We start from the raw sequence: 21,530 nt of genomic DNA, 5'->3' as shown, positions 1-21,530 counted from the left end.
AGTTTTACTTTTTAGCAGTCGAAAGCAGATGGGCCACGTATTATTAAGTTCCTGCCACGAGGTTGAGCCATTCAACAATATGCCGTAAATGTTGGGCTCCGTATAGCTGAACGAATTTTTTTGTTTCAGGATGGTCGCTTTCTTTATAGATAGCAAGACGGCTTTTTGCAAAATCTTTGGTGAGTGGGATGCGGCATTTATTGACTATGCAATGTTTCCACTGTTCAAATGTTTGCGGTATCATCGTTTATACAGCTTAATGTTTGTGATTTTTGAAATTGATGATATGTGCGGTTATCAGTAACGCAGCGCCTATATAAATCAACGGGGAATGGATATGGAATATTAAGTCCAGCAGTACTGAAACAGCTATCAGGCAGATAGCCGCCCAGAAAGTATATTTCAGTTTTTTAGATGCTATATTACCTGTAACCCGGTACACCACAACAGAACCGATCAGCAAAAAGGTCGCATCAATGTAGGCATTATGCTCTATACCCAATGGAATAACCATCAGCACAGGAAATAGCAGGCAATGAATTAAGCATAATACAGCGGCGGATATGCCTAACCAGTCAAATACTTTGGATTTCATAAAAAAGTTTAAGTTTTAATATTTGCAACAACGTTGCAAATATATGAATTTTTTGTTTTTCCCATTGAAACAGGAAGAATATTTTATTGGAGTTGAACTTATTTAGATTTTTGGTTGTGCACTATAAGGTGAAGAAAAATTGCATCCCGTATAACTGTGAGAACTATGTACATAATTATAAAGTGTGGAATCGCCCTGAATCTGTCGAAGAGCCGCTATTAATGCTCCTTTATTGGCGCCTTAAGGTAGCTGCTCATTATTATTGCAAAGATTTTCACGATAGCATTACTTTTTAACCTCTTCTGTATTCCTGAATATATATATAAAGTCATTGACGTTGCTGTCATTCAGCTCCAGCTTTCCTTTCATATAGCAGTATTCATCGGTTTTATAGCGCCGGGGCTTTGTTTTGAACTTGAGAGAGATAACAGACTCAACACCGGCGGCCCCGCAAAAAAAGCACGCCGCGTAAGTATTTTTAGAAAGCGCATACAGCCCGCTTTCTATATCCAGCGGTATCATATAGCCCGATATAATCCATTCCTGTCCTGCCATTTTCTTAACGCTGTTCCCAAATACCGGATACTGTATCTCTATATCAAACTGTTTATTATATTTAGAAACATAGTTTACATCTGCTAGCTGGTTCCATGTAATATTCCCGGGTGCTGTGCCTGTCAAAACCATATTACCATTTTCCTTAAATGATGCAAAAGATGCATATACAGGAGCCGGGAGTGAAGAGGCTGTTTGGTTATAAGTAAACGCTGCATTTGCTTTATTGACCCAACCATGCCTGCACAAGGATGAAAAATTGGTTGTAACAATAACGAGGATCAATGCAGACCACAGCACCAGCTTTCTTATTTTATCCATTAGCCAATGTTTTTGATATATTAATGAACCAGGCTTTTACGGCAGGAACCAGAGATGCGATAAGCCCTATTGTAACAGCCAGCATACATACATACAGTTCGGCGGGTAATTGTAGTGTCCATGCCTGAATGGAAATGTGGTAATCTTTTTCAAAGCGACCCGCTATGAACCACAGTGCCAGGCGACTTAATAACAGCCCGGTAATAATACCTGCAATGCTTAACATGACTCCCTCCAGTAATACCAGCCCTGTTAGTTTTCCTCTGCCGGCGCCCATAGTGCGCATCAGCGCCAGCTCATATTTCCTTTCTTTAAGTGAGTTGAACAGGGCTACAAATACGCTCAATCCTGATAATAGCATGATACCCCATGCCATGCTCTTTAACGTATCAATACCTACGCCAAATAATGTAAACAGGCGGTTGACTTCAATAGCCGGAACGGCTGCCATCATATTGGTTTGCTTATTGATAATGCGGGGCAACTGTACATTCCCCATCGGGGTGCGGAACTTTAACAGAACGGCGGTCAATTCTTTTCCCCTGTGCGCTTCCCCATGTTCTTCTTCTTCGTGGTGTCCGTTTGTTTCGTGGTGTTCTTCACTCTCATGATGATGTTCATGTATCTTCCATACGCTCTCCATGTTACCAATAATAAGATTATCCACCACGCTGCCGGTAGGGTTCAGCACACCTGTTACGGTATAGGCTTTTTCCCTGTGCTCTTCGCCATGCTCATCATTACCATGCATACCGTAAAAGCTGCTGCCTGCTTTGAGCTGCAGCTTATCAGCCAAGGCGCTGCCTACCACCACTTCGAAATCGTTTTTATTCCAGTGGCCGGTTGCTATGGTGGCGCCATATTTACCGGGGTAATCCTTTGTGGTGCCAACGATGCTGTAGCCTTTGTACGAATCCCCGTAAGCAAGTGGGATCGCTTTTTCTACAAAAGGATGCTGCATCCATTTTTGTGCTTCTTCATAGCTGATATTGCCTGTGGGCGCGTCAACATGGTAAACTGCCGATAGTATTAGCTGCAACGGGCTTCCTTTAGCGCCCAGCACCATATCAATGCCGCTGATATTATTGGCGAACTGATTTTCAAAACGATCTTGTAAGATGATCAGTAAAAAAATAGTGCCTGCACTTACGGTTAATAGTATCCAGCATAGCAAAGTGCTGAGCGGTTTATGCAGTAAATTTTTCCATGCAAGCTTCAGCATCATACTAATTCTATTTTTTGGTGAAAAATTTGTTTCAACCGCTGGTCGTGCGTTACAATAACAAGCGCTGCATTGGACATAGCTGCCTGCTCCCGCAACAGCCTGGCTACTTTATGGCAGTTCTCATCATCCAGGCTTGAGGTGGGCTCATCGGCTAACACCAATACAGGGGCATTCATCAGGGCTCTTGCAATAGAAGCTCTTTGCAACTGGCCCTGGCTAAGATGTGAGGGCTTTTTATTGGCCTGCTCTGCAATATTTAATTGTGCCAGCAACTCTTTCGCCCGGTTTTTATTTGTTTGGATGCCCGCGAGATAGGGAGACAGCAACAGGTTATCCATTACTGATAATGATGCTACCAAATGGGGCTGCTGGAAAATAATACCTGTTTTTTGTCCTCTGAATTTGTCTAACGCGCCGGCAGATAGAGCCGTAATATCCGTTTTCCCGATATAGATGCTCCCGCTTTCAGGCTTTAATAACCCTGCTAATAAATGCAGCAAAGTGGTTTTACCCTTTCCGGAAGAACCTGTTACTAATAATATATTTCCTGCGGAGCAGCGAATATCAGGAAACCGGAACTGCACCGACGGATAAGAAAATTGTATGTTGTTTGTTTGTAGCATTGTTATAGCGGATTGATAGAGCTATGCCATAAAATTTATTCAGCTACTTGCTACTCTTTGTTTCAACTATTTCAAAGGCACTTCGGTAGGATTGTATCCTGCTTTAAACCGGAGTATTAAGTATGAGTACAAATATATATGTTCTTTATTTAATTGCAACTTTGTTGCAATTAAATAAGGTCGGGAAATGCTCTTTTAACATGAGCTTTAGACATTAAATGCACAGGGTTATGTTTGATTATAATCACTTACCGGCTATCTGCTTTTTTATAAACATCTTATGCTAACTTTTTCTTAATTGACAGTATCAGTGCTGTTGTTTTTGGAAGCATTTGCTAATCAGGTACGTACATAATCTCGCCGTTATCCAGCTGGTAGGCAGTACCTATTTTTTTCCCCTTACTGCTGCCTGCGTCTTTACTGCTGCCGGCGCGGTACTTTTCTATTTTATTTCCTTTTTTAGTGATAATCTCCATGTTGTCCTTGCCCGGATTCTTAATCATACTAAAATCTTCTTGGCTTAGTATTTCAGACATGCCATAGCGGGTAACCAACGCTACCATCAGCGCTACGGCAAATACCAGGGAAAAGTCAAACAGGTTGGCTACTGCTGCAATGGGGTCCAGTGCCTCATCGCCTGTACGCCTGAAGCGTTTTTTTCTTATTCTGTTACTATTCATTGTTTTTCCCCAATAAGTTCATGAACAAATTCCAGGTCGGCCAGGTCTTCATTGTACCAGCGCTGCTTTATCTGTAGTGTAATAAAACCTACTCCGCCAATGATCAATCCAAGAATGGTAGAAGCAAAACCCTCCTGCATATTTTTAGCGATCGAAGTAAGATCGCCGCTGCTAAGTCCTACGAGTGCGGGCTGTATAGGAATGAGCGTGCCTATCAAACCCAGGATAGGACCCACTTTCGAAAGTGTTCGTGCCAGGTCCAGCTCTTTCTGTGTAAGCAGCTCGTAATCGGTCAGCACTTTTTCCCGCATCACTTCAGATGAAGCATTACTGACGATCCGGTTAAGCGCATCTTTAAAAGCCGAAGCAGGCAGCCCATCCGTTGACAGTGTCAGCACATTATTCTGTTGCAAGCCCGCAATCAATGGTATTACACGACGGCGCGTTTTTAGCCGGTTCATATAAAAGCCATAGAAAGATCCCAATAGCAGCAACGTACGGAAAAACAAAAACACCAGCGCCAGTACTGTTGGCACCAGGAAACCGGTAGAAACCCAGTAAATCAGTTTATTTAAAAAATCCATTTCTTTTTATTTTAATTATTGACCATATATAACCCAATGTACCCACCAGCAGCACCAGCAATACCAATACGGCAAACGGGCGGTAATCCGCTACTTTATCGGCGGTATCGCCCAACTGGTCAAACTGCACATTTACAGACAGCATGCAGGTGGTTACCGCAGTGATGAAGATCAGTAGCTGTGCCAGCTCCAGCCGTTGCTCTCTGTTGGGCAGTAACCGGCGTAACACAATTCCTGCTGATAATAATCCCAACGCTGCAGCAACTGCATAAATCGCCGCCAGGGTCTGGAAAGATGTATCTCCATCCTTATAAAAAAGCATAACCTGAAACAGGAAAAGTGCAGCAGGCAAACCTGGTAATGGCACATACTGGAACCAGCGCACCCATTTTTTTACAGAATAACCCAATGCCTCCCGTAGCGCACGGTTGATTATCATCCAGCGCAGCAGCAACTCTGCGAGGGCTAGCGCTGTAATGCGCTGCAGCCAAAGCGGGTCTTCTGGCAGTTTTTTCAATACAGGCATACTCTGCTCTACGGCGAGGGAATAGGTGGCATAACAAAAGACAGCGGCTGCCAGTGTCAGCGCCACCAAAGGCCATAATGTAACATCGGCAATATACTGGAGTATACTATTCAGTAAGCTCCATACCAGGATCAGCAGTAAAAGCTCAAAAATCATTTTACAGTATTATTCTTTTTTCGGAAATACCATACTAATAGAGAAAGCGACAGCAGCAAGGTGGTGCCGATCAATAGCCACCGTGTGCCGGATATAGTATTACCCTGCTGCTTTGCATTGCTCCGCTTATCATTCGCTTTCTCGTCTACCTTTCTTAACACAGTGGACTTATTATCAGTACCTGAACCAGCGGCCTGCATTTCTTTTGCAGCTTTCAGGCTGGCTTCATAATCAGTACGTGCGGTTCCCTGAAGGTGATCAGCTATATATTTGTTCAGTGCTGCATTGCCACACACGAATCCTGAGCAGCCGGCTCCATGATCTTTCATTTCTGCCAGGTGCAGGTTGGTGATTTCCTGCAATTGCTTACCTGCGGGCTTCCAAAGACCTTTGCGGGCCGTTTCCAGCATTACAGCTGTCAACTCCTGCAGGGCATAAGGATTTTCCCGGTCAAAAAAGGTTTTCAACCCCAGGTGCAGCTTGTCCTGCACATAGGTTTCGTGCAATTCATTCCAGAGCGCTGCATCAATTGCTCCGGGTTTCATCACGTTCCAGCTATAGATATTGCGGAATGTTTCGGCAAACACTTCAGCCGAAGAAGCGCCTCCTTTCAGCAGCTCGCTCATGTATTTGGGATTGAGCAGGGTGCTGCGGGCTTCCACCCAAATGGCTTCTTTGAGTTCCTGTACCCGGGGGTTGGATGGATTCCGGGAATCGCTGAAATACACTGCAGGCTCATTGCCCGTTACTTCATGCACAGCCAGGTTCAGCCCGCCGGCAAATTCATATACATGGTCGAGGCTAAGGGGCCCCCAGGTATTGGAGGAACGGGGATGAATGATGACTTCGGTATTTTGTAATGCAGCCTCAAAAACACCTTCTTTGAAATCAGCCCAGTGTTTGTCATCGTTATACAGTGCCCCCATATTATTCAGGTAAGTGTGTGCTACTTCACTGCGGCTTTCCCAACTGTCGCCTTTTTCCACCATGCTGCTGATGCCCGTGCCATAGCTGCCATTTACACCGCCGAACACACGCAGGGTAGACAATTCCCTTGCCTCACGCGGAGAAAAGCCTTTTTCTTTCAGCATTTTTTCCGCCAGGCCGGCGCCTGCTTTTACCGGGTTACCGGCATCATCTGCAGCAGCAGCCATGGCTACGGCTTTATTGACCAGCTCCAGGCGCGAGGCTGCAAGGTCGCGCAGCTGGCCGGAGGTTTGCACCACCACATCCACGCGCGGCCGGCCGAGTGTGGAAGCCGGTATCAGCCGCACATCGTCCACACGGCCAAAAGCGTCCCTTACGGGTTCAATGCCCAGCAAATAAAAGATCTGCGCGAGCATGGCTCCTTCGGTTTGGATAAAGTCGCCTGCCCAAAGGGTAAAGGCCACTTTTTTCGGGTATTGCCCGCCGTGTTCCTGCCGGTGCTTTTCCAGCATTGAGCGTACCTGCATCTTGCCTACTTCCCAGGCCTCCGCAGATGGTGTTTTCTCTGCATCAATAGAAAACAGGTTGCGTCCTGTAGGTACACTCTGCGGGTTGCTGATGGGATCGCCTCCTGATGAAGGCAATGTATAGCCGCCGTTTAACCCGTCTATTACCGCCTGCAATTCTTTGTCTGTGCTGTTCAGCAGTGCCTGTCGGTAAGCGTCCAGGTGGTTAACGGCGGTTTCGATGCGATCGACGGCAGTGGCAAAATCAGCCGCTTTCTGCTCCTGCTGGCCTGGTGTTTTTTTTGCATTGGCTAAAGCAGCGGCCACCTCCGGGGGCGGGCCGCCGCTGTCCTGTTGTGGCCCTGATGGTTTTTGAGCTTTTGCTTTGGCAACTTCCGGCGGAAAGCGGCCACCACGTTGCGGTCGCTGTAGTGCCTGTTGCGCTTTCCATGCCTGTGCCCGGGCCAGGTCTGCCGGAGGCACAATGCTGCTCACCGTCATCTTCCGGCCCTGCTGCCAGTCCTTTATGACGGCTTCAGCACGCTTCACATAGTTTGCCTTCATGAATGTTTTTTGTTCCAGGCGGGCTGCGGGTATCAGCCCTTTGATGGCGTCGAGCTTTGCCAGACCATAGGCAATAGGATCAATGGCCATGAGGCGCGCCGTTGCAGCGGCCTGTGCAGTGGTGTACGGAACTCCCAAAGTATAAAGTCCCGCCGTTACTTTTTCCGACCCGATCTCTTCCACGAGCTCCGCCAGGCGGTGTACTTCTGCCACCGAAAGATCGCGTGTACTGTCCTTTACCTGCAGGTCGTTGTAAAGCCCCATTTTTCTTGCACGGGCGGATATTGACTTTGCATAGGCAAGCTGTACGGAGGGATCTTCCAGTGTAGTGAATTTATGTAAGGTTTGCTCCAGCGCTGCCAGCTCGTTGTAGGTTTCCCCTTCCATAAAGGGGGGTGTAAGATAGCTGAGCAGGGTAGCATAGGTGCGTCTCCGGGCAATCATGCCTTCCCCTACGTTGGAGATGGTATATACGTAAAAATGCGGGGTATTGCCAATCAGCATATCGGGCCAGTCGTTGCTGGACAAAGCCACCTGCTTACCCGGCGTGAACTCAAGGCTTCCATGAGTACCGAAATGGAGTACGGCATCTGCATGAAAAGCATGGCGCGCCCACAGGTAACTGGCAATATAGGTATGGGGCGGCGCCTGGTCGGTTCCATGCACCATTTTAAACGTGTTGTCACCGCTGCCGGGCATGGGTTGCGGCAATAATACTACGTTACCGAATTGAATCCGGGCTACAGCCAGGTAGCTGGTATCCGCCTTTCGCAACGCCATATAATCGCCGGGAGCGGGGCCGTAACGATCGAGTACGCTCTGCCAGCGCTGCGGTGTCAGGTCCTGTTTGGCCCATTGCTCATAGTCGGCCGCAGCTACCAGCGCCGGGTTCCCGCTGCTGAGGAATTTTTTGATGCTTCCTTCGGCGTACGGTCCCAGCACGGCACCGTTCTGCTGGATCAGCGCTTCAAGCCCTTTTGCCGATGCCGGAAGCCCGTCCACCTGGTAACCTTCCTGCCTGAGGCGAAGCAAAAGATGGTACAGGCTGGGAACTACCTCCATATTGGCCGCCACCAATGCGTTTTTGCCCGGCCCTTTAAAATAATAGATGGCTATTTTTTTCTGGCTGTTGGCTTTTCGTTTCAATGCGATCCGCTTTTCTACCATACCCGCGAATCGCTCCAGCCTGTCGGGGATCGCCCTGAAAGCCAGGTAGCCGTTTTCATCACGGTATTGGGCCACGATGGCATAAGGAGCTACCAGGCCGTCAAGCTCAGGAAGCGTAACAGACATGTTGAGGATCCCTCCTGCCATTCCGCGCGGATCCGTGTTCCATTTGTCGTACGGTTCAAATACACTGACAGGTGCCAGCACGGGGATATTGTTTTCTTTCAGCCAGGTGGTAGTACTATCCGCCTCACCCAGGCTGAAACGGCCATGCGGCATGGCTATAATGAGGTCGGGCTTCAGCTGTTTGAGCCATTTGGTGCGGCTGTTAGATGCTGCGATGGGGTATACATTGAGCCCTCTGTTCTGCAGCGCGGTGATGAGGCTGTTAAGGTGGTCGCGGTTGGCGTTAAAAGGCCCGGGGACCGAAGTAAGGAGCGCCACTACGGGTGCTCCGCTTTTAATAAACCCTTTTTGTTTCCCGTATGCCTCAAAAGCTCCGGGGCTTTTGAAGGTACGCGTCTCGTCTATGTGGAACAGCACGTCCCGGTCTGTTTTTTCGGGAGCGGCTATGCTGCCGGTAAAAAGCGATTTCCTGTCCAGCACTTTGCGCACATAATTCAGCAGACTTTTATTGTTGGATAGCCCGCCATAATCAAGGTAGCCTTTTATAGCTTCCAGGGTATCGCCCTTCAGGTTGGTAAAATCCATCGCAGGATTGGTAGCGCCGTCCACATACACCGGTGTACCTTTACGGCTTGCCCGCTGCAGTTGCGCCTGCTGGGCCTCGGTCAGGTGAAAGCCACGGCCGAAAATAAAAACGGCGCTGTAGTTCCCGGCCTTGTCCAGCTCGTCTTCAGATAAGATGCTGGTGCGTACGAACCGGCTCTCATTGGCCTTGCTGATGGTGGACAGCCGGAACTCCGGGAAGTTCACAAAGGCAATGCGCGTAGGGGCCAGGAACCTGGCGTACAGGAGATACAGGGCAAAAGCGGCAGCAAGCAACAGGAGTACCCGCACCAGCTTTCGCTTGTATTTTTTAATAGATAGTTTCATGGTCGGGAAAAGTTTACTTGATCTCTTTGTATTCAAAAGTGGGATAGCCCTTGGTGATATTGGGACCGCCTTTATAAGCCAGGAATTTCATCTTGAAATAGCGGCCGTCAACGTCTTTAACGATATAGGTTTTCCAATCATAGATCTTATAATTACCATCGCGGTGCGGCTGCAGGATCTGGTACCAGTCGGACCCGATGGACAATGGCTGGTCCGATGGCTGCAGCGAAGTATAGTCTGCCACCGTAACCTGGTCGTAGCGGCTGTTTGACGAAGGAAAATTGTTGACAGGTGCCTGGGGGTCATCGCTGCCTGCCAGCTCTTTGCCGGGGTTATCAACGGCCACCCGTACACCGCCGTAGGTATTTACCAGGGCGCCCACGCTGACCACAAAGCTATATGGCGGAGGGCCGCCGCCCGGACGTGTGTATCCTGAAATCAGGAGGTCCCACTTTCCTTTATCGGGCTCTATCTCCACTACGGCATCGGTTTGAAAGGAGTAATACGTATAATTCCTGTTTTTATTTACCGGTATTTGTACGGTCTTTTCACCGCTGCCATCCATATTGGCGTACCGTATCGTATAAGCATTGCTGGCAAACCCTTCAATGATGAATTTTTTATACCCGATACCCGTGGTGGATGATGGAGGGTTAAGCCCGAGATTGATGACGTACACTTTTTTATCAGACACTCCGTTGCTTCCCCAGGCCCCGATGGCGGTGCCCCCGGTTTCATTGGCCACGTCGTCAAATTTGAATGCTCCCGGTGTGGCTGAGGGTGTTGTAACAGCGCTGAAGTCGGTTTGCCCGGTATTCCATACGCCCGATTTTTTTGCCGAATTTACTTTTACCGCAAAACCACCATTGCTTTCAAACGCAATATCCCAGGCATTTACAGGAATGGTAATGGCCTTTCCCTCGCTCAGGTCGAGGTATATCTGGTTCTTTAATTCCTCTCCTACTTCGGCTACAAGTGTTCCTTCGATGGGTTTGAGCTCGGTAAATGGTTTGTCTTTTTTGCAGGATGCGATAGCTGCCAGGATAAGAATGGCAAAGGCTCCTTTTTTTATTCTGTTTACCTTCATGATCTTGTTTTTATGTGTTTACTTTTTATTTTTTAAGAGATTGATTTTACTATTTCTACAATTGAAAGATGAGCCGCAAAAAGGCCTGCCTGCCCTGTCCCACAGGTAAGCGGGGGCTATAGTTTGAACCATCGGTATCGCCATGGCTGGTTTGCTCTACCTCCGTGACCCCGGCTATATTTTTAATTCCTGCAGTAGCCAGCCACTGCTTACCAAAATTCCTGGCCATGCTAAAATCCAGCAGGTGGTAATCGCCCTGTGAGCGATCCTGCAATACGCCATCACGGTTGAGCCCGAACCGGGAAAGCCGCCCGTTGTATTTATAAAACAGCGAAAACCGGATGTCTGACCAGTCATTCAAATAGGTAATAGTTGCATTGGCCTCAGGTGTCTGGTACACTTTATTCAGCGAGTTGCTGCCGGATCGCATGAGCAGCCCAATAGCTGGTCGAACCGTAAACCGGTTATTATAACTGTACATGAATCCCAGGCTGCCTCCGTATGTACGAAAGCGGGCGATATTCTGGTAGATCATTGCCACATTTACATACTGCCTCGCAGGCTCCATGGTGGCCCTGTCCTTATCTACCAGTTCAATCTTTTCGAGGATATGGTTATAGTACAGCAGGGGAGAAATGCCAAAGCTGTGCTGGTTGTGCCGCCAGTTAATGGTTGCAGAAGCGGTAATATTGTCTGCTGTTTCAGGCTTAAGGCCCGGATTGCCATTGATGCTGTGGTTGGCATCCTGGAAATCCCAGTACAGCTCGCGTAAACCCGGTGCCCTGAATGATTTGGTATAGGCAAGGCGAATGGTTCCTACATCAGCAATATCGTACTTGATGTTAAGCGAAGGGACTACAGGCAGTCCCAATCCCAGGAAATTGATACTATCGGCCTGGAATTTTGAATTGTGCAGCCAGCGAAGCGCACCCTGGATATATAGTGAAGGTACCAGGTAATACCCGATACCCCCGTAAAAGCCATAATCATTGATGGAAGACCCCAGCGGATTGATATTGCTTCCTTTAGACTGGTTCAGATTGATATCATATCCTCCCAGCCAGGCCATGCGGCTTTCCACCCGCCGGTAGCTGGCGTTGCCGCGGAATGCATAGCTGCTGAACCGGGTATCCGTTACTTCCAGCTCTTTGCGGGTTTCGTCTGCCAGGTTTACTAAGTATTGGTGGTTATCCCGGCTATAATACTGGTAACTGTTGAGGAGATCAATTTTGAATTGTGGGAACAGATCACCTGTAAGCGACACAACCGAATTGAAACGGTTTGTAATAAATTCCACATCGTTGGTAGTGCGGTACAGGTAGCCCGGATCGGGATCGCCTTTATTGACCTGGTTTTCAAAAAACTGGTTATGCGCCAACCCAAGCAATAGCTTCTTCCAGGGTTTGATATAACGAATATTGCCTGAATACTGTAATGCAGGGTTCCATATCTGGCTACGGGGGCGGCGTTCCGACGAAAACCCATCGAACTGACTCCTGCCCAATGTTACAGACAGGCGACTGCTATCGCGCAGGCGCAGGCCCAGTAAGCCATCTATATTGTATTTTCCAACCGTTTCATAAAAAGCGGAAATGCTCCCTTCTACCGGTTTTAACCCGCTGGCGGTTTGGGTAACAATATTAACCACGCCCGCGGTGGCATTGCTGCCGTATTGTACTGCCATCGCATTTTCCACAAACTCTACCCTGGCGGCATTGCCCAGGTTCAGCTGGTTCAGGTCGAGCTCGTTGTTTTCCCCGGCGATAATGGGAATACCATCGAGCAGGATTTTTACGTTCTGGCCGGAAAGCCCCTGTACCATGATGCTCGCACCGTTTACATTGTCATTTACCACGCGCACACTCATTTGCGAAGCCAGCAGATCGGTGAGGTTAACGGCACCCTGCGCACGGATCTGGCCGGCATCGATCACTTTTATATTGTGAACGGAACGGCGCGCTTCCTGTATAGCCCGCGTACTTACGCCGGCTACCTGCACGGCATCCAGCTGTTTTACCACCGGCACCAGCCGGATGTAATTTATTCTACCGACATCTAATGCCTGTTTTTTTGTGAGATACCCTCTACACGATACTTCTGCTGTTATATCAGCAACGGAAGTGCCTGGCAGGGTGTAGCGCCATTGCCCCTGCTCATCGCAGGTAAACACCTGTGCGGAGGTTGGGTTCATTGTTTTTAGCACCACCGTTGCGCCAGCTAAAGGCTGATTGGTACTGGTATCGATTACCTGTACATGAATTGGCTGTGCAGCTAATATAAAAGAGAAGCAAACAAGAAAAATAAACAGGCAGGTTCTTATTAAATGCAACTTAGTTGCAAAAATAATGATAAAGATTAGTATAATGCAGCAAGGTTGCATAAAAATATTTTGGTTAATCATGTACGTATTTCACTCGCTGTATATTGAACCTCATTTTGTCGGCTGCAGCAAATGCCATGAACAACAATTTCAGATATATCCTAATAAAACCTTCCGGTAGCTTATGTTTGATGCAAATAAGGAGCAACGCACATTGTGCAGGAGTAATGCATATTCCTTTTTATTTTTAATAAACAATAACAGCCCGTCTCATAAAATCACTATTGCGTCTGGGTCTTTACTGTTGTTCATTAAAACTCTTCTTCCGTCATCCCGTTATTGACCATCGCCCCTGCGGTATTTCCTGTGGATACGGCATTGGCTACCGAACGTATCATGCTTGAATTATCGCCACAGGCAAATACATTTTCGATATTTGTCTTTTGAAACATATCTACTTTAATTAAACCTTGTTCTGTGAGTTCGCAACCCAACATTTCAGGAATTTTGCAATGTTGCTCAAATACAGGCCGTGCATAGATTACATTCAAATCAAATGTTGAATGATCCCTGAATGCAATTTGGCGGATACGGCCGTTTTCGTGATTAAAACAGGCAACTTCTTTTTCAACTACCGGAATATTGTGTTTTTTAAGTTTTGCCAATTGCTCTGCCGTAAATTCAGCCGTTCCATTAGTGAAAATGGTCAGGTCCCTGGTAAGGTTTCGCACCAACTGTGCATAGTGACAGGCAAAATTACCGTTAGCTAAAATACCTGTTCTTTTAAGCTTTACCTCGTAACCGTGACAATAGGGGCAATGGATAACAGATATGCCCCAACATGCTGCAAAACCTTTGATGTCGGGCATTATATCTTTTACACCTGTTGCAAAAACAAGCTTCTCAGCTATAAACGTTTCGCCTTCCTGCGTGGTAACAGAAAAACCTCCTGCCTGTCTGGTAGACAGGTTTTCTGTTTTCGTTCCGCTAATAGCAAGCCCATCGTAAAATTTAACAGTGCTGTAATTTAAAACCTGTGCTTTGGCTTTTTCTGCTATTGCGTTTGGCCTTTCTCCGTCGTGCGTAATGAAATTGTGCGAGTATGGCGTTTGCCGGTTGCAGGGCAGCCCGCTGTCAATAATTAAAATATTTCGCAAGGCACGTCCTAATGCCATTGCAGCGGAAAGTCCTGCGTAGCTTCCACCAATGATGATTACATCGAAATTTTTACTGTTTGCCATAAGATTGAATTTGGGCTGCTTGTGAAAAGGGCGCTGCCAATGTGGCTAACGCAAAACTTCATTCTTTATAATTAGCCTTTTTTAACACCCGTATAAAAGATTTGATAGCTGGGTTTATTGTACATCAGGCACTGTCCACAGCTGCGGCCTTTAACATCAGTTGGTGCAGCTCGTAATTTTTTATAAATGGCTTCAGCAATTCACTTCCCGGCCCGTACATACACAGCTCTACATAATCGGCGGAATGATCCATAGACCCCCAGCCTACAGAAGTGTACTGCTCCTGTAACTGCGCCAGGTATTTAAATGGCAGCTTTCGGGGATTGTATAAACCTGATTCATCTAATTGCGTGTAATGCTTTAGCAATTCGGATGCCTGTTCATTTTTTAATACAATGCCCTGCGCATGCTCCACACGCTCTATTACCTGCTTTACAGAAAAATTTTTGTCGATGCCGTTCAGTATCCAGTCGTTGGTATGTTTGAATTGCTGTATGCTGTCAAAGTTCTTGTTAGCTTTGTTGCTATAAAACAGGCCGGGGTTGGCATTACCATGATCGGTAGTAATAATCACTAACGTATTACCGTCTTTTTCTGCAAAATCAATAGCTGTCTTAATAGCATCATCAAAGGCAGCCTGCTCATACAATAAAGCGCCTACATCATTGGCATGAGCCGCCCAATCTACCTTGCCGCTTTCTACCTGCAGCACAAAACCTTTTTTATTTTTGCTCAATCGTTCAATGGCTTTTTCTGTCATTTCTGCCAATGTGGGAACCGTTTCGCTCAATGTTTTGTCCTGTGCCCTGTCCAGTGCATAAGGAAGTCCATCGTTGAAAAACGTTCCCAATAAAGGTGTGTTAGATAAGGGTAATTGCATCAGCTCCTTCCGGCTGGTAATAACAACATAATTATTTTTACGATACGCCGCTAACAGGTCCTTTTTATCTTTTCTTGTATCAGCCGCAAAATTATCTTTACCCCCGCCCATCATCACATCAAACCTTAATGGCAGGTATTGTTCGGCGATCTCATTCATATCACTGCGCTTATTATTGTTTACACAAAAGCCTGCAGGTGTGGCATGAGTAATAGGTACAGTGGTAACACAGCCCACGGATTTTCCTGCTGCTTTAAATTTTTGCAGAATGGGTTTGTTAAAACTGCCATCTGCATTTACATTTAAAGACCCGTTGGGTACTCTTACGCCTCCGCCCCAGGAAGAGCTGCCGGCAGCGGAATCGGTAACCATCGAGCTGGCTGAAGCCGTATCCATCAGTGCCCTTGTTATTTTTTGCTCATCATATAATTTCAGCCAATGACTTCGCTGCCCTTCTTTACGCTGCAGGAACATATCCGCCAGGTTCAGCGTGCCGGTGCTCATGCCATCGCTTACCATGAAGATGATATTGCATGCGGCTTTGCCGGATGGTTTCCTGTGCCTTCCGGAAGCCATTACGGTATTGCCACCCAGCAAAGTGCTTCCCAAAAGGGCAAGAGCGCTGCTTTTGAAAAAAGATCTGCGTTGCATTTTAATGATTTAATTTTTTTATAAAGTGTTGAAAACTTTTTTAACTACATAGATATACAGTCTTATGACCTATGCATCTATGTGGGTTTTTTTGAAAACCGAAAGGCGTTTTTATATATTAGTTCATACAAACTTTAGTGGCTATGCCCCTCCTCTGCATGAATTTCAAGCTTCAGCTCCAGCTCATTCGTGCCTGCAAAGGCAGTGGCATAATCTGTGCGGTTCCAATCTGTTCGGGTAATAATGGCTTTAACCCCGGCATTCAGTTTGCGCATAATAAAAGCGACTTTTTTTTCACCTTCATTATCATCGCCCACCCTGAAGTACGTGGTAACACCGGTAGTATTGGTGGCGCCGGAAACAGCCGTTCCGTCTGCATACTGGGTTTCGCGGGTTTGGAATATCGCACCTTTGCCGGCGGCAGAGTTGGTATTTAAAATAAAGCTGCCACCTGCCAGGAAAGCTTTATAATTAGCCGCAGCAGTTGCATTGGCAATATACTGGTTCTGTGTCTCTACGCCGTTTGCACCATAGGTTTTTAATGATATTTTGTAAATACCATCGGGATCTAAATGCAGGTGGCCGTTGGAGAGCGCATTCCCGTTTTCATCGAAAGTTACGGTAACAGGCGAGCCTTCTATACCTGCATCCAGTCCATGAAAATGATCGCCGTGGGCTTCCGCTGCGCCGGTTACGGGAGTAAACACCAATGCCGCCTTCGGATCTTTTTTCTGAACTTTTAAATCAGACTCTATTGTTGTGGCATTTCCTTTCTGGTCTGTAATGATAATGTGCACATGGTAGTTTCCAACCGTTGCATTAGCGGGAATATCAATATGCTCGTGAAAATCTGCATTTTTTGCACCAGTGTAACCGTCGGTGTAAGTTTTGTCGAATTCCCAGCCCGATCCGCTTTGGGGATGAATGGTTACTTTGATACTGGCTATAGTACCGGGCGCTATAATTTCTCCTTCAATATGTATATCCGAACCCGCAAAGCCGGTTCTATTGTTATCCAGGCCAATCTCCAGGTTATTAATAGACGGTTTGGCCACCACATCCTTATCCTTATTACAGGCGCTGAAAGCCAGGATAAAAAGAAATAAAGCGATACTTAGTTTGCTAAAAATTTTTCTTACGTTCATGGTAGTAGATCTTTTAATTGTGTTATATAAAAAAAGTTTAGTTGTTTATCAAAATGAAAAATGCATATCATTTCTTCCGGCCTGAAGTGGAGTCGGAGGGGCATTATTTAATTTTTATACTTAGCCCCTTAATGGTTTGCCAGCCTTCCTTGTCCGTAACCCGTATCATAAAATGATAATCGCCTGCATCCACATCTGCCGGCACTTGTATCTCTTCCGATACCGTATAGTTTTTGTTACCTGCCGGGATGGGTATGCTTTTTACCAGCAGGAAGGGTTTCACCGGGGTTTTAACAGCAGCCAGGTCGCATTCGGCTACTTCCGTGCTGTGGCTGTGGTGGTCAAAATTGTGATGGATGTCAATGCTCACCGATCCTAATTCCGCATTATCGGCCACCAGTATGTTAGCGGTAAATTTTTGCCCCCGTGTCAGCTCGCTGCATTGCTTTGGAAAAGCGGCAGCAGCCGTAACGTCAATAGTAGGGTACTCGGTATCAACCGGGTCTTTGTCCTTAGAACAACCAGCTATAATAACAGCAATGCCAATGGCAGTAAACAGGGCTTTCAGGATTTTCACTTGTTTCATTTTTCTTATTTATTATTTAAAAAATTAAACGGAATTTTTACTGACACTACCAGATTACGGCCTTGCTCTGGCAAAGCGATCAGCCGGTAAAAGCTGGTATGGTTCAGGTACCGGGTATTGAATACGTTTTGTAATTGCAGGCTTAGCTGCACCTGCTGTTTTTGTATATTAAACCTGCTGCCGGTCTGTATATTCATTACGGTATAGCTTTCCGTCTTTTTTTCGGGAGGTACAATATTGTTTTGCGCTGCGGTTATACGATAATCCACAGAAAAATAAGTGCGCTGGAAAGGGCCGGTATGAATGGGTTCGTACGTTACATTTAGCAATACAGAGGGCGGTGGTGAAAACGGCAGGGTATAGCCTTTTTTATTCCCGGATAACTGCTCTGCATACAGATATTCGCCTGACACTTCAGCGCTTAGGTTTTCCAAGGCCTGGTATTTTACCTGCAGTTCACCGCCATATCGCACCACTTTGCTCTGCCTATATTCAAACACCTGGTTACCGGCTCCATACAGGTAGTCGTGCTCTGCAGTCGGATTCAAATAGATGTAGTTAGGAAAATAATTAAAGAACGGACTGAGCTGGATACGCCATTTATTTTTATTTAGAATAGCTGTTGCATCCAGCTGATAAGACTCTTCCGGTTTCAGGTAGGCATTCCCGCGCTCATAACTGAAATAGTGATAGTTTACGCCGTTAGCGCCCAGCTCTTTGGCGATGGGCACGCGGTAGCTCTTGCCTGCATTGGCTTTCAGCTCTATATGCTCCAGGTTATAATTAACACCGATGGAACCGGTAATGCTGTTAAAGCTTCTTTTAATATTGCCGGCCCTTACTATATATATTTCAGATGTTCCCCCATTTTCTTCAAGGGGTGAGGGAAACCAGTCTGTATAACGGTGAACCCGGATGTTGCTGTGATCGTATCGGATCGCACCATGCAAAAGGGTACGGTCATTGATGAACATTTTATCGTAGAGAAAAGCGCCAATGCTTTTTTGATCAAACGAAGGAACCAGGAAACTCCAGCCATTGATGGTGTTGTTCTGTATTTCACCGTTTATACCCAATTGGAGTTCATGCAGGTTGAACCTCAGGTGATCTTTGATGTTGAGGGAATACACATTTTTATTGAAGGCCCGCTCCAGGTCGATAGGTATGTTCATACTGTCGGGGTATATCGCAGGCATAAACCCGTGGTTCACGTAGTGGTTATATTCCTGCCTGAAATTGTTCTGGTAACCGGCTTCGAGTTCAACCGCATGATCGTTCAGCCTAAGGTTGCTGCGATTAATTATTTTAAAATGATTTACTTTTTGATACGGCATTAAAATATCCCGGCTGCTGCGGTCGTGCATAGCAGCATCAACCCTTCTTGGTTCCAGGCCGTGTGCATTGGCAAAAAAGCCGCTTTTACTATAAGTATTGCTGATGTAGAAGACTGACCTGAACCGGTCGCTCACATAACCGGCGCTGAAATGCAGGTTAGCTTCTTTGCCGGCAGTATTACGGAGATAGTTACGATGAAGGTCAACCGGATAATCATATACATATAGCCGGTCAGCAGGTACACGGTAATCGCCATAATCCTGTATGGTTGCCCTTGCTGTGCCAAACCATTTTTGAGCCCGGCCATACATATTCAGCGATGCACCATACAGGGCATTATTGGTTTTGCCAATAAGATTAATATCCCCGCCAAAGGTATTGGAAGCCGGTATAGCAGGCGGACGTATATTTATTGCCCCGGCAATGGCATCAGAACCGTAGGCAAAAGAGGCCGCGCCCTTTATGATCTCTACTTCTTCGGCGGCGAACTGGTCTATTTCCAATCCATGATCAGCGCCCCATTGCTGGCCTTCATGCTTGATGCCCCTGTCTATTACCACCACCCGGTTGAAGCCCAGGCCCCTTATTAATGGTTTTGACTGCCCGGAGCCAATACCAATCGTTTTTACCCCGGGTAAACGCTCCAGGCTTTGCATCAGGCTGCCACCCAGATTTTTCTGTATGAAATCGCTTTTTACTATTTCCAGGTTGAGCTGTTCTTCTTTCTTTCTTTGACTGATCGTATGGTTTTGTACCACTACTTCCTGCAAAACATGTACATCAGGATGCAGGATTACCGGTAACGATATATCATGATCCGTAATGGTTATCTTTCTCCTGAAGGATTTATACCCGGTCATAGATATACGCAGGCGATAATCGCCGGATGGCAGCTCCTTAAACACATAGATACCGCCGGAAGTAGCCACGGGAATTATTTCCTGTTTTTCAAACTGCACAGTAGCGCCTGAAACCGGTTGGTTATGATCATCAATAACAGTCACGATAAGCTGGTGTAATTGGGCATTTGCCATGCAGCAAAGTATGCTGCAGCAAAGCAGGAGTACAAACTTCATACGCACATATACCATAAACCCGGCAGTGTTTACAGCAAATGCCTGCGTTTATGATTTCATTAAAATTTGAGGAATAGGAAAAACGGATACCGCCTGCTACAGCGGTAATATCTTAAGCAACAGGGGGACCTTTATTGGTGAAACCCTGTAATGTGAATTTATAAAACCCGATATAATACCGGCCGCCATGTACAGGCACAGCGGGCAGGGGCGGGGCGATCTCTATATGGGATAAGGTAGGTGTATCGAAGTGGGTGCGGTACTGGAAATGATCACAGACAATACAAAAGGGATGGTAGCTGGTTAAAGCTTTCTGATCCTTATATTCACACGAAGCCTGTTTTGTATGATGGCTATGGAGGCTTTGCACTGCAATATTAAAAAACATCAGCAGCGCAAAAAAAGCGGCACCTGCCTTCGCTATAATAATATCTGTATGAAGCTCCTGTTTTTTCAAAACTGCAACAAAGTTGCAATATTTTGCTCACATGTCCAAAATAAATGCTTTTTGTTTTTAAGAAATCAGCCAGTAAGTTGTTATGCTTACAAGAAGGATTGAAATGTATCACTAGCGGATTATAATAAAGAGAATCGCTGGCAAGGCTCTAACTGTCCTATCCTTACTTTATTAATATGATCGAAAACAACATTAGCATCTTCTTCGGTAAACTGCAACGCCTTCTTCATGCAATAGTCTATTTTGTAAGCTGTGGAAATACATACGGTTCTGCCGTTAAGCTTTCCCATACCCATATAAATATATTCACCAAGTTTAAATGCGCTGCTATTGATCAAGGCCAGCTCATCCCGGATTTCTGTTGTAAAAGTCATACTTTAAAATTATTTGTTTGTAATACCTGTATTTACATTTTGATACAGCTAAGCTGATATGGTATTTAAATGATTCCCGCCTCCTGTAATTTTTTGCTGTAAACTGATGTAAAAGTGTGGCTAAAACTGTAATTAATGCATGATCTCAATCATATGATTTATTAAAAGGGCTTATCGTATTATTGGCTTATTACACAGGAGTTATTTAGTAACGGCCCTTCAGGATTGCCAAACCTTTTTTATTTTACCGGTCATGGTTCCTGCAATACAAAAATACTTACACCGGTTTCTGTGCTATGAAGCAGCACCGTATCATTCCACTGAAAAATGCAATATGGAAGCAGGGAAATAACAAATGGTTTCGCCACCAGCCTTTGAGGCGTGCTTACAATAACCGTAGTATGGTGGGCAAGAAAATATTCAATTACTTTTTGCAGTTCTTCAAACACGCTCGACTCGTAATTTACATCACTCAGCAATATAACATCAGGGAGCTCCGCTTTGGGTGCCTCTGTCCAGTCTAAGGTGGCTGCTGTAACATTAGGTAACTGTAAATGCGCTGCTGATGCTGCTATAAAAGCTTCGGCAAGGGGCTCTTTATCGGTGATGGTTATCTTTTTAGCCTGCCTTGCAGCGAACAGGCCCGGCAAACCCACTCCTGCAGCCAGCTCCAGCACTTTTTTATCAAGAATATATTCGGGGTATCTGTTTAAGAACCTGCAGAGCCCTATCGCCGCAGGCCATATCTGTGCCCAGTAAGCGCCGCTTTTGTTGTCAGCATAATATCGCCGTATGGCATCAGCGTCTGGAACGTATAGCTCCAATTGTGTATTATTTATATTGTATGACTGCAGTACAGCGGGAATGAACATGGGATGTAAAATTCCAAATGG

General features: G+C 46.1%; 19 protein-coding genes. All 19 read right to left on the bottom strand.

Annotation, left to right across the window (positions count from 1 at the left end; all coding sequences use genetic code 11):
* Positions 1–43: 43 nt before the first annotated feature.
* The gene (locus ACYVBM_RS02075) at positions 44–244 is read right to left on the bottom strand and encodes a hypothetical protein (RefSeq protein ID WP_460683952.1); all 201 of its coding nucleotides are present in this window, start codon (positions 242–244) and stop codon (positions 44–46) included.
* Positions 245–256: 12 nt separating this feature from the next.
* Positions 257–595 (bottom strand): MerC domain-containing protein, encoded by a 339-nt coding sequence (locus ACYVBM_RS02070; protein WP_460683951.1) that lies wholly within the window; start codon positions 593–595, stop codon positions 257–259.
* A 285-nt stretch (positions 596–880) separates the two neighbouring features.
* A complete protein-coding gene (locus ACYVBM_RS02065) occupies positions 881–1,471 on the bottom strand; it encodes a hypothetical protein (RefSeq protein ID WP_460683950.1) in 591 nt (196 codons plus the stop codon).
* Positions 1,464–2,696, bottom strand: a complete 1,233-nt coding sequence (locus ACYVBM_RS02060) for an ABC transporter permease (protein WP_460683949.1) — start codon at positions 2,694–2,696, stop codon at positions 1,464–1,466. The genes ACYVBM_RS02065 and ACYVBM_RS02060 overlap by 8 nt, the downstream gene beginning before the upstream one ends.
* Positions 2,693–3,319, bottom strand: a complete 627-nt coding sequence (locus ACYVBM_RS02055; RefSeq protein WP_460683948.1) for an ABC transporter ATP-binding protein — start codon at positions 3,317–3,319, stop codon at positions 2,693–2,695. Before ACYVBM_RS02055 ends, ACYVBM_RS02060 begins: the two co-directional genes overlap by 4 nt.
* Positions 3,320–3,654: 335 nt before the next feature.
* Entirely contained in the window at positions 3,655–3,999 is a 345-nt protein-coding gene (locus ACYVBM_RS02050) for a DUF2149 domain-containing protein (protein WP_460683947.1), read from the bottom strand.
* Positions 3,996–4,583: a MotA/TolQ/ExbB proton channel family protein gene (locus ACYVBM_RS02045; RefSeq protein ID WP_460683946.1), complete on the bottom strand. Its 588-nt coding sequence runs from the start codon at positions 4,581–4,583 to the stop codon at positions 3,996–3,998. The genes ACYVBM_RS02050 and ACYVBM_RS02045 overlap by 4 nt, the downstream gene beginning before the upstream one ends.
* Complete coding sequence (locus ACYVBM_RS02040) at positions 4,567–5,265, bottom strand: hypothetical protein (protein WP_460683945.1); 699 nt, start codon at positions 5,263–5,265, stop codon at positions 4,567–4,569. Before ACYVBM_RS02040 ends, ACYVBM_RS02045 begins: the two co-directional genes overlap by 17 nt.
* A complete protein-coding gene (locus ACYVBM_RS02035) occupies positions 5,262–9,485 on the bottom strand; it encodes a cobaltochelatase subunit CobN (RefSeq protein WP_460683944.1) in 4,224 nt (1,407 codons plus the stop codon). Before ACYVBM_RS02035 ends, ACYVBM_RS02040 begins: the two co-directional genes overlap by 4 nt.
* 13 nt (positions 9,486–9,498) lie before the next feature.
* Positions 9,499–10,572, bottom strand: coding sequence for an HmuY family protein (locus ACYVBM_RS02030; protein WP_460683943.1), 1,074 nt, complete (start codon positions 10,570–10,572; stop codon positions 9,499–9,501).
* Between the two features lie 55 nt (positions 10,573–10,627).
* The gene (locus ACYVBM_RS02025; protein WP_460683942.1) at positions 10,628–12,763 is read right to left on the bottom strand and encodes a TonB-dependent receptor plug domain-containing protein; all 2,136 of its coding nucleotides are present in this window, start codon (positions 12,761–12,763) and stop codon (positions 10,628–10,630) included.
* 440 nt (positions 12,764–13,203) lie between these two features.
* Positions 13,204–14,133: an NAD(P)/FAD-dependent oxidoreductase gene (locus ACYVBM_RS02020; protein ID WP_460683941.1), complete on the bottom strand. Its 930-nt coding sequence runs from the start codon at positions 14,131–14,133 to the stop codon at positions 13,204–13,206.
* A gap of 124 nt (positions 14,134–14,257) precedes the next feature.
* Positions 14,258–15,664 carry an alkaline phosphatase gene (locus tag ACYVBM_RS02015; RefSeq protein ID WP_460683940.1) on the bottom strand — a complete coding sequence of 469 codons (1,407 nt, stop codon included), beginning with the start codon at positions 15,662–15,664 and terminating at the stop codon, positions 14,258–14,260.
* A 134-nt stretch (positions 15,665–15,798) separates the two neighbouring features.
* Entirely contained in the window at positions 15,799–16,809 is a 1,011-nt protein-coding gene (locus tag ACYVBM_RS02010) for a DUF4625 domain-containing protein (protein ID WP_460683939.1), read from the bottom strand.
* Positions 16,810–16,912: 103 nt separating this feature from the next.
* Positions 16,913–17,395, bottom strand: coding sequence for a DUF4625 domain-containing protein (locus ACYVBM_RS02005; protein ID WP_460683938.1), 483 nt, complete (start codon positions 17,393–17,395; stop codon positions 16,913–16,915).
* A 5-nt stretch (positions 17,396–17,400) separates the two neighbouring features.
* Positions 17,401–19,764 (bottom strand): TonB-dependent receptor, encoded by a 2,364-nt coding sequence (locus tag ACYVBM_RS02000; protein WP_460683937.1) that lies wholly within the window; start codon positions 19,762–19,764, stop codon positions 17,401–17,403.
* A 154-nt stretch (positions 19,765–19,918) separates the two neighbouring features.
* Complete coding sequence (locus tag ACYVBM_RS01995) at positions 19,919–20,263, bottom strand: hypothetical protein (RefSeq protein WP_460683936.1); 345 nt, start codon at positions 20,261–20,263, stop codon at positions 19,919–19,921.
* Positions 20,264–20,382: 119 nt separating this feature from the next.
* Complete coding sequence (locus ACYVBM_RS01990) at positions 20,383–20,637, bottom strand: hypothetical protein (RefSeq protein ID WP_460683935.1); 255 nt, start codon at positions 20,635–20,637, stop codon at positions 20,383–20,385.
* 251 nt (positions 20,638–20,888) lie between these two features.
* Positions 20,889–21,461 carry a class I SAM-dependent methyltransferase gene (locus tag ACYVBM_RS01985; RefSeq protein ID WP_460683934.1) on the bottom strand — a complete coding sequence of 191 codons (573 nt, stop codon included), beginning with the start codon at positions 21,459–21,461 and terminating at the stop codon, positions 20,889–20,891.
* Positions 21,462–21,530 lie beyond the last annotated feature (69 nt).

It is taken from the genome of Niabella aquatica, from assembly GCF_054779315.1.
This window is presented reverse-complemented; position numbering and strand designations above follow the sequence as displayed.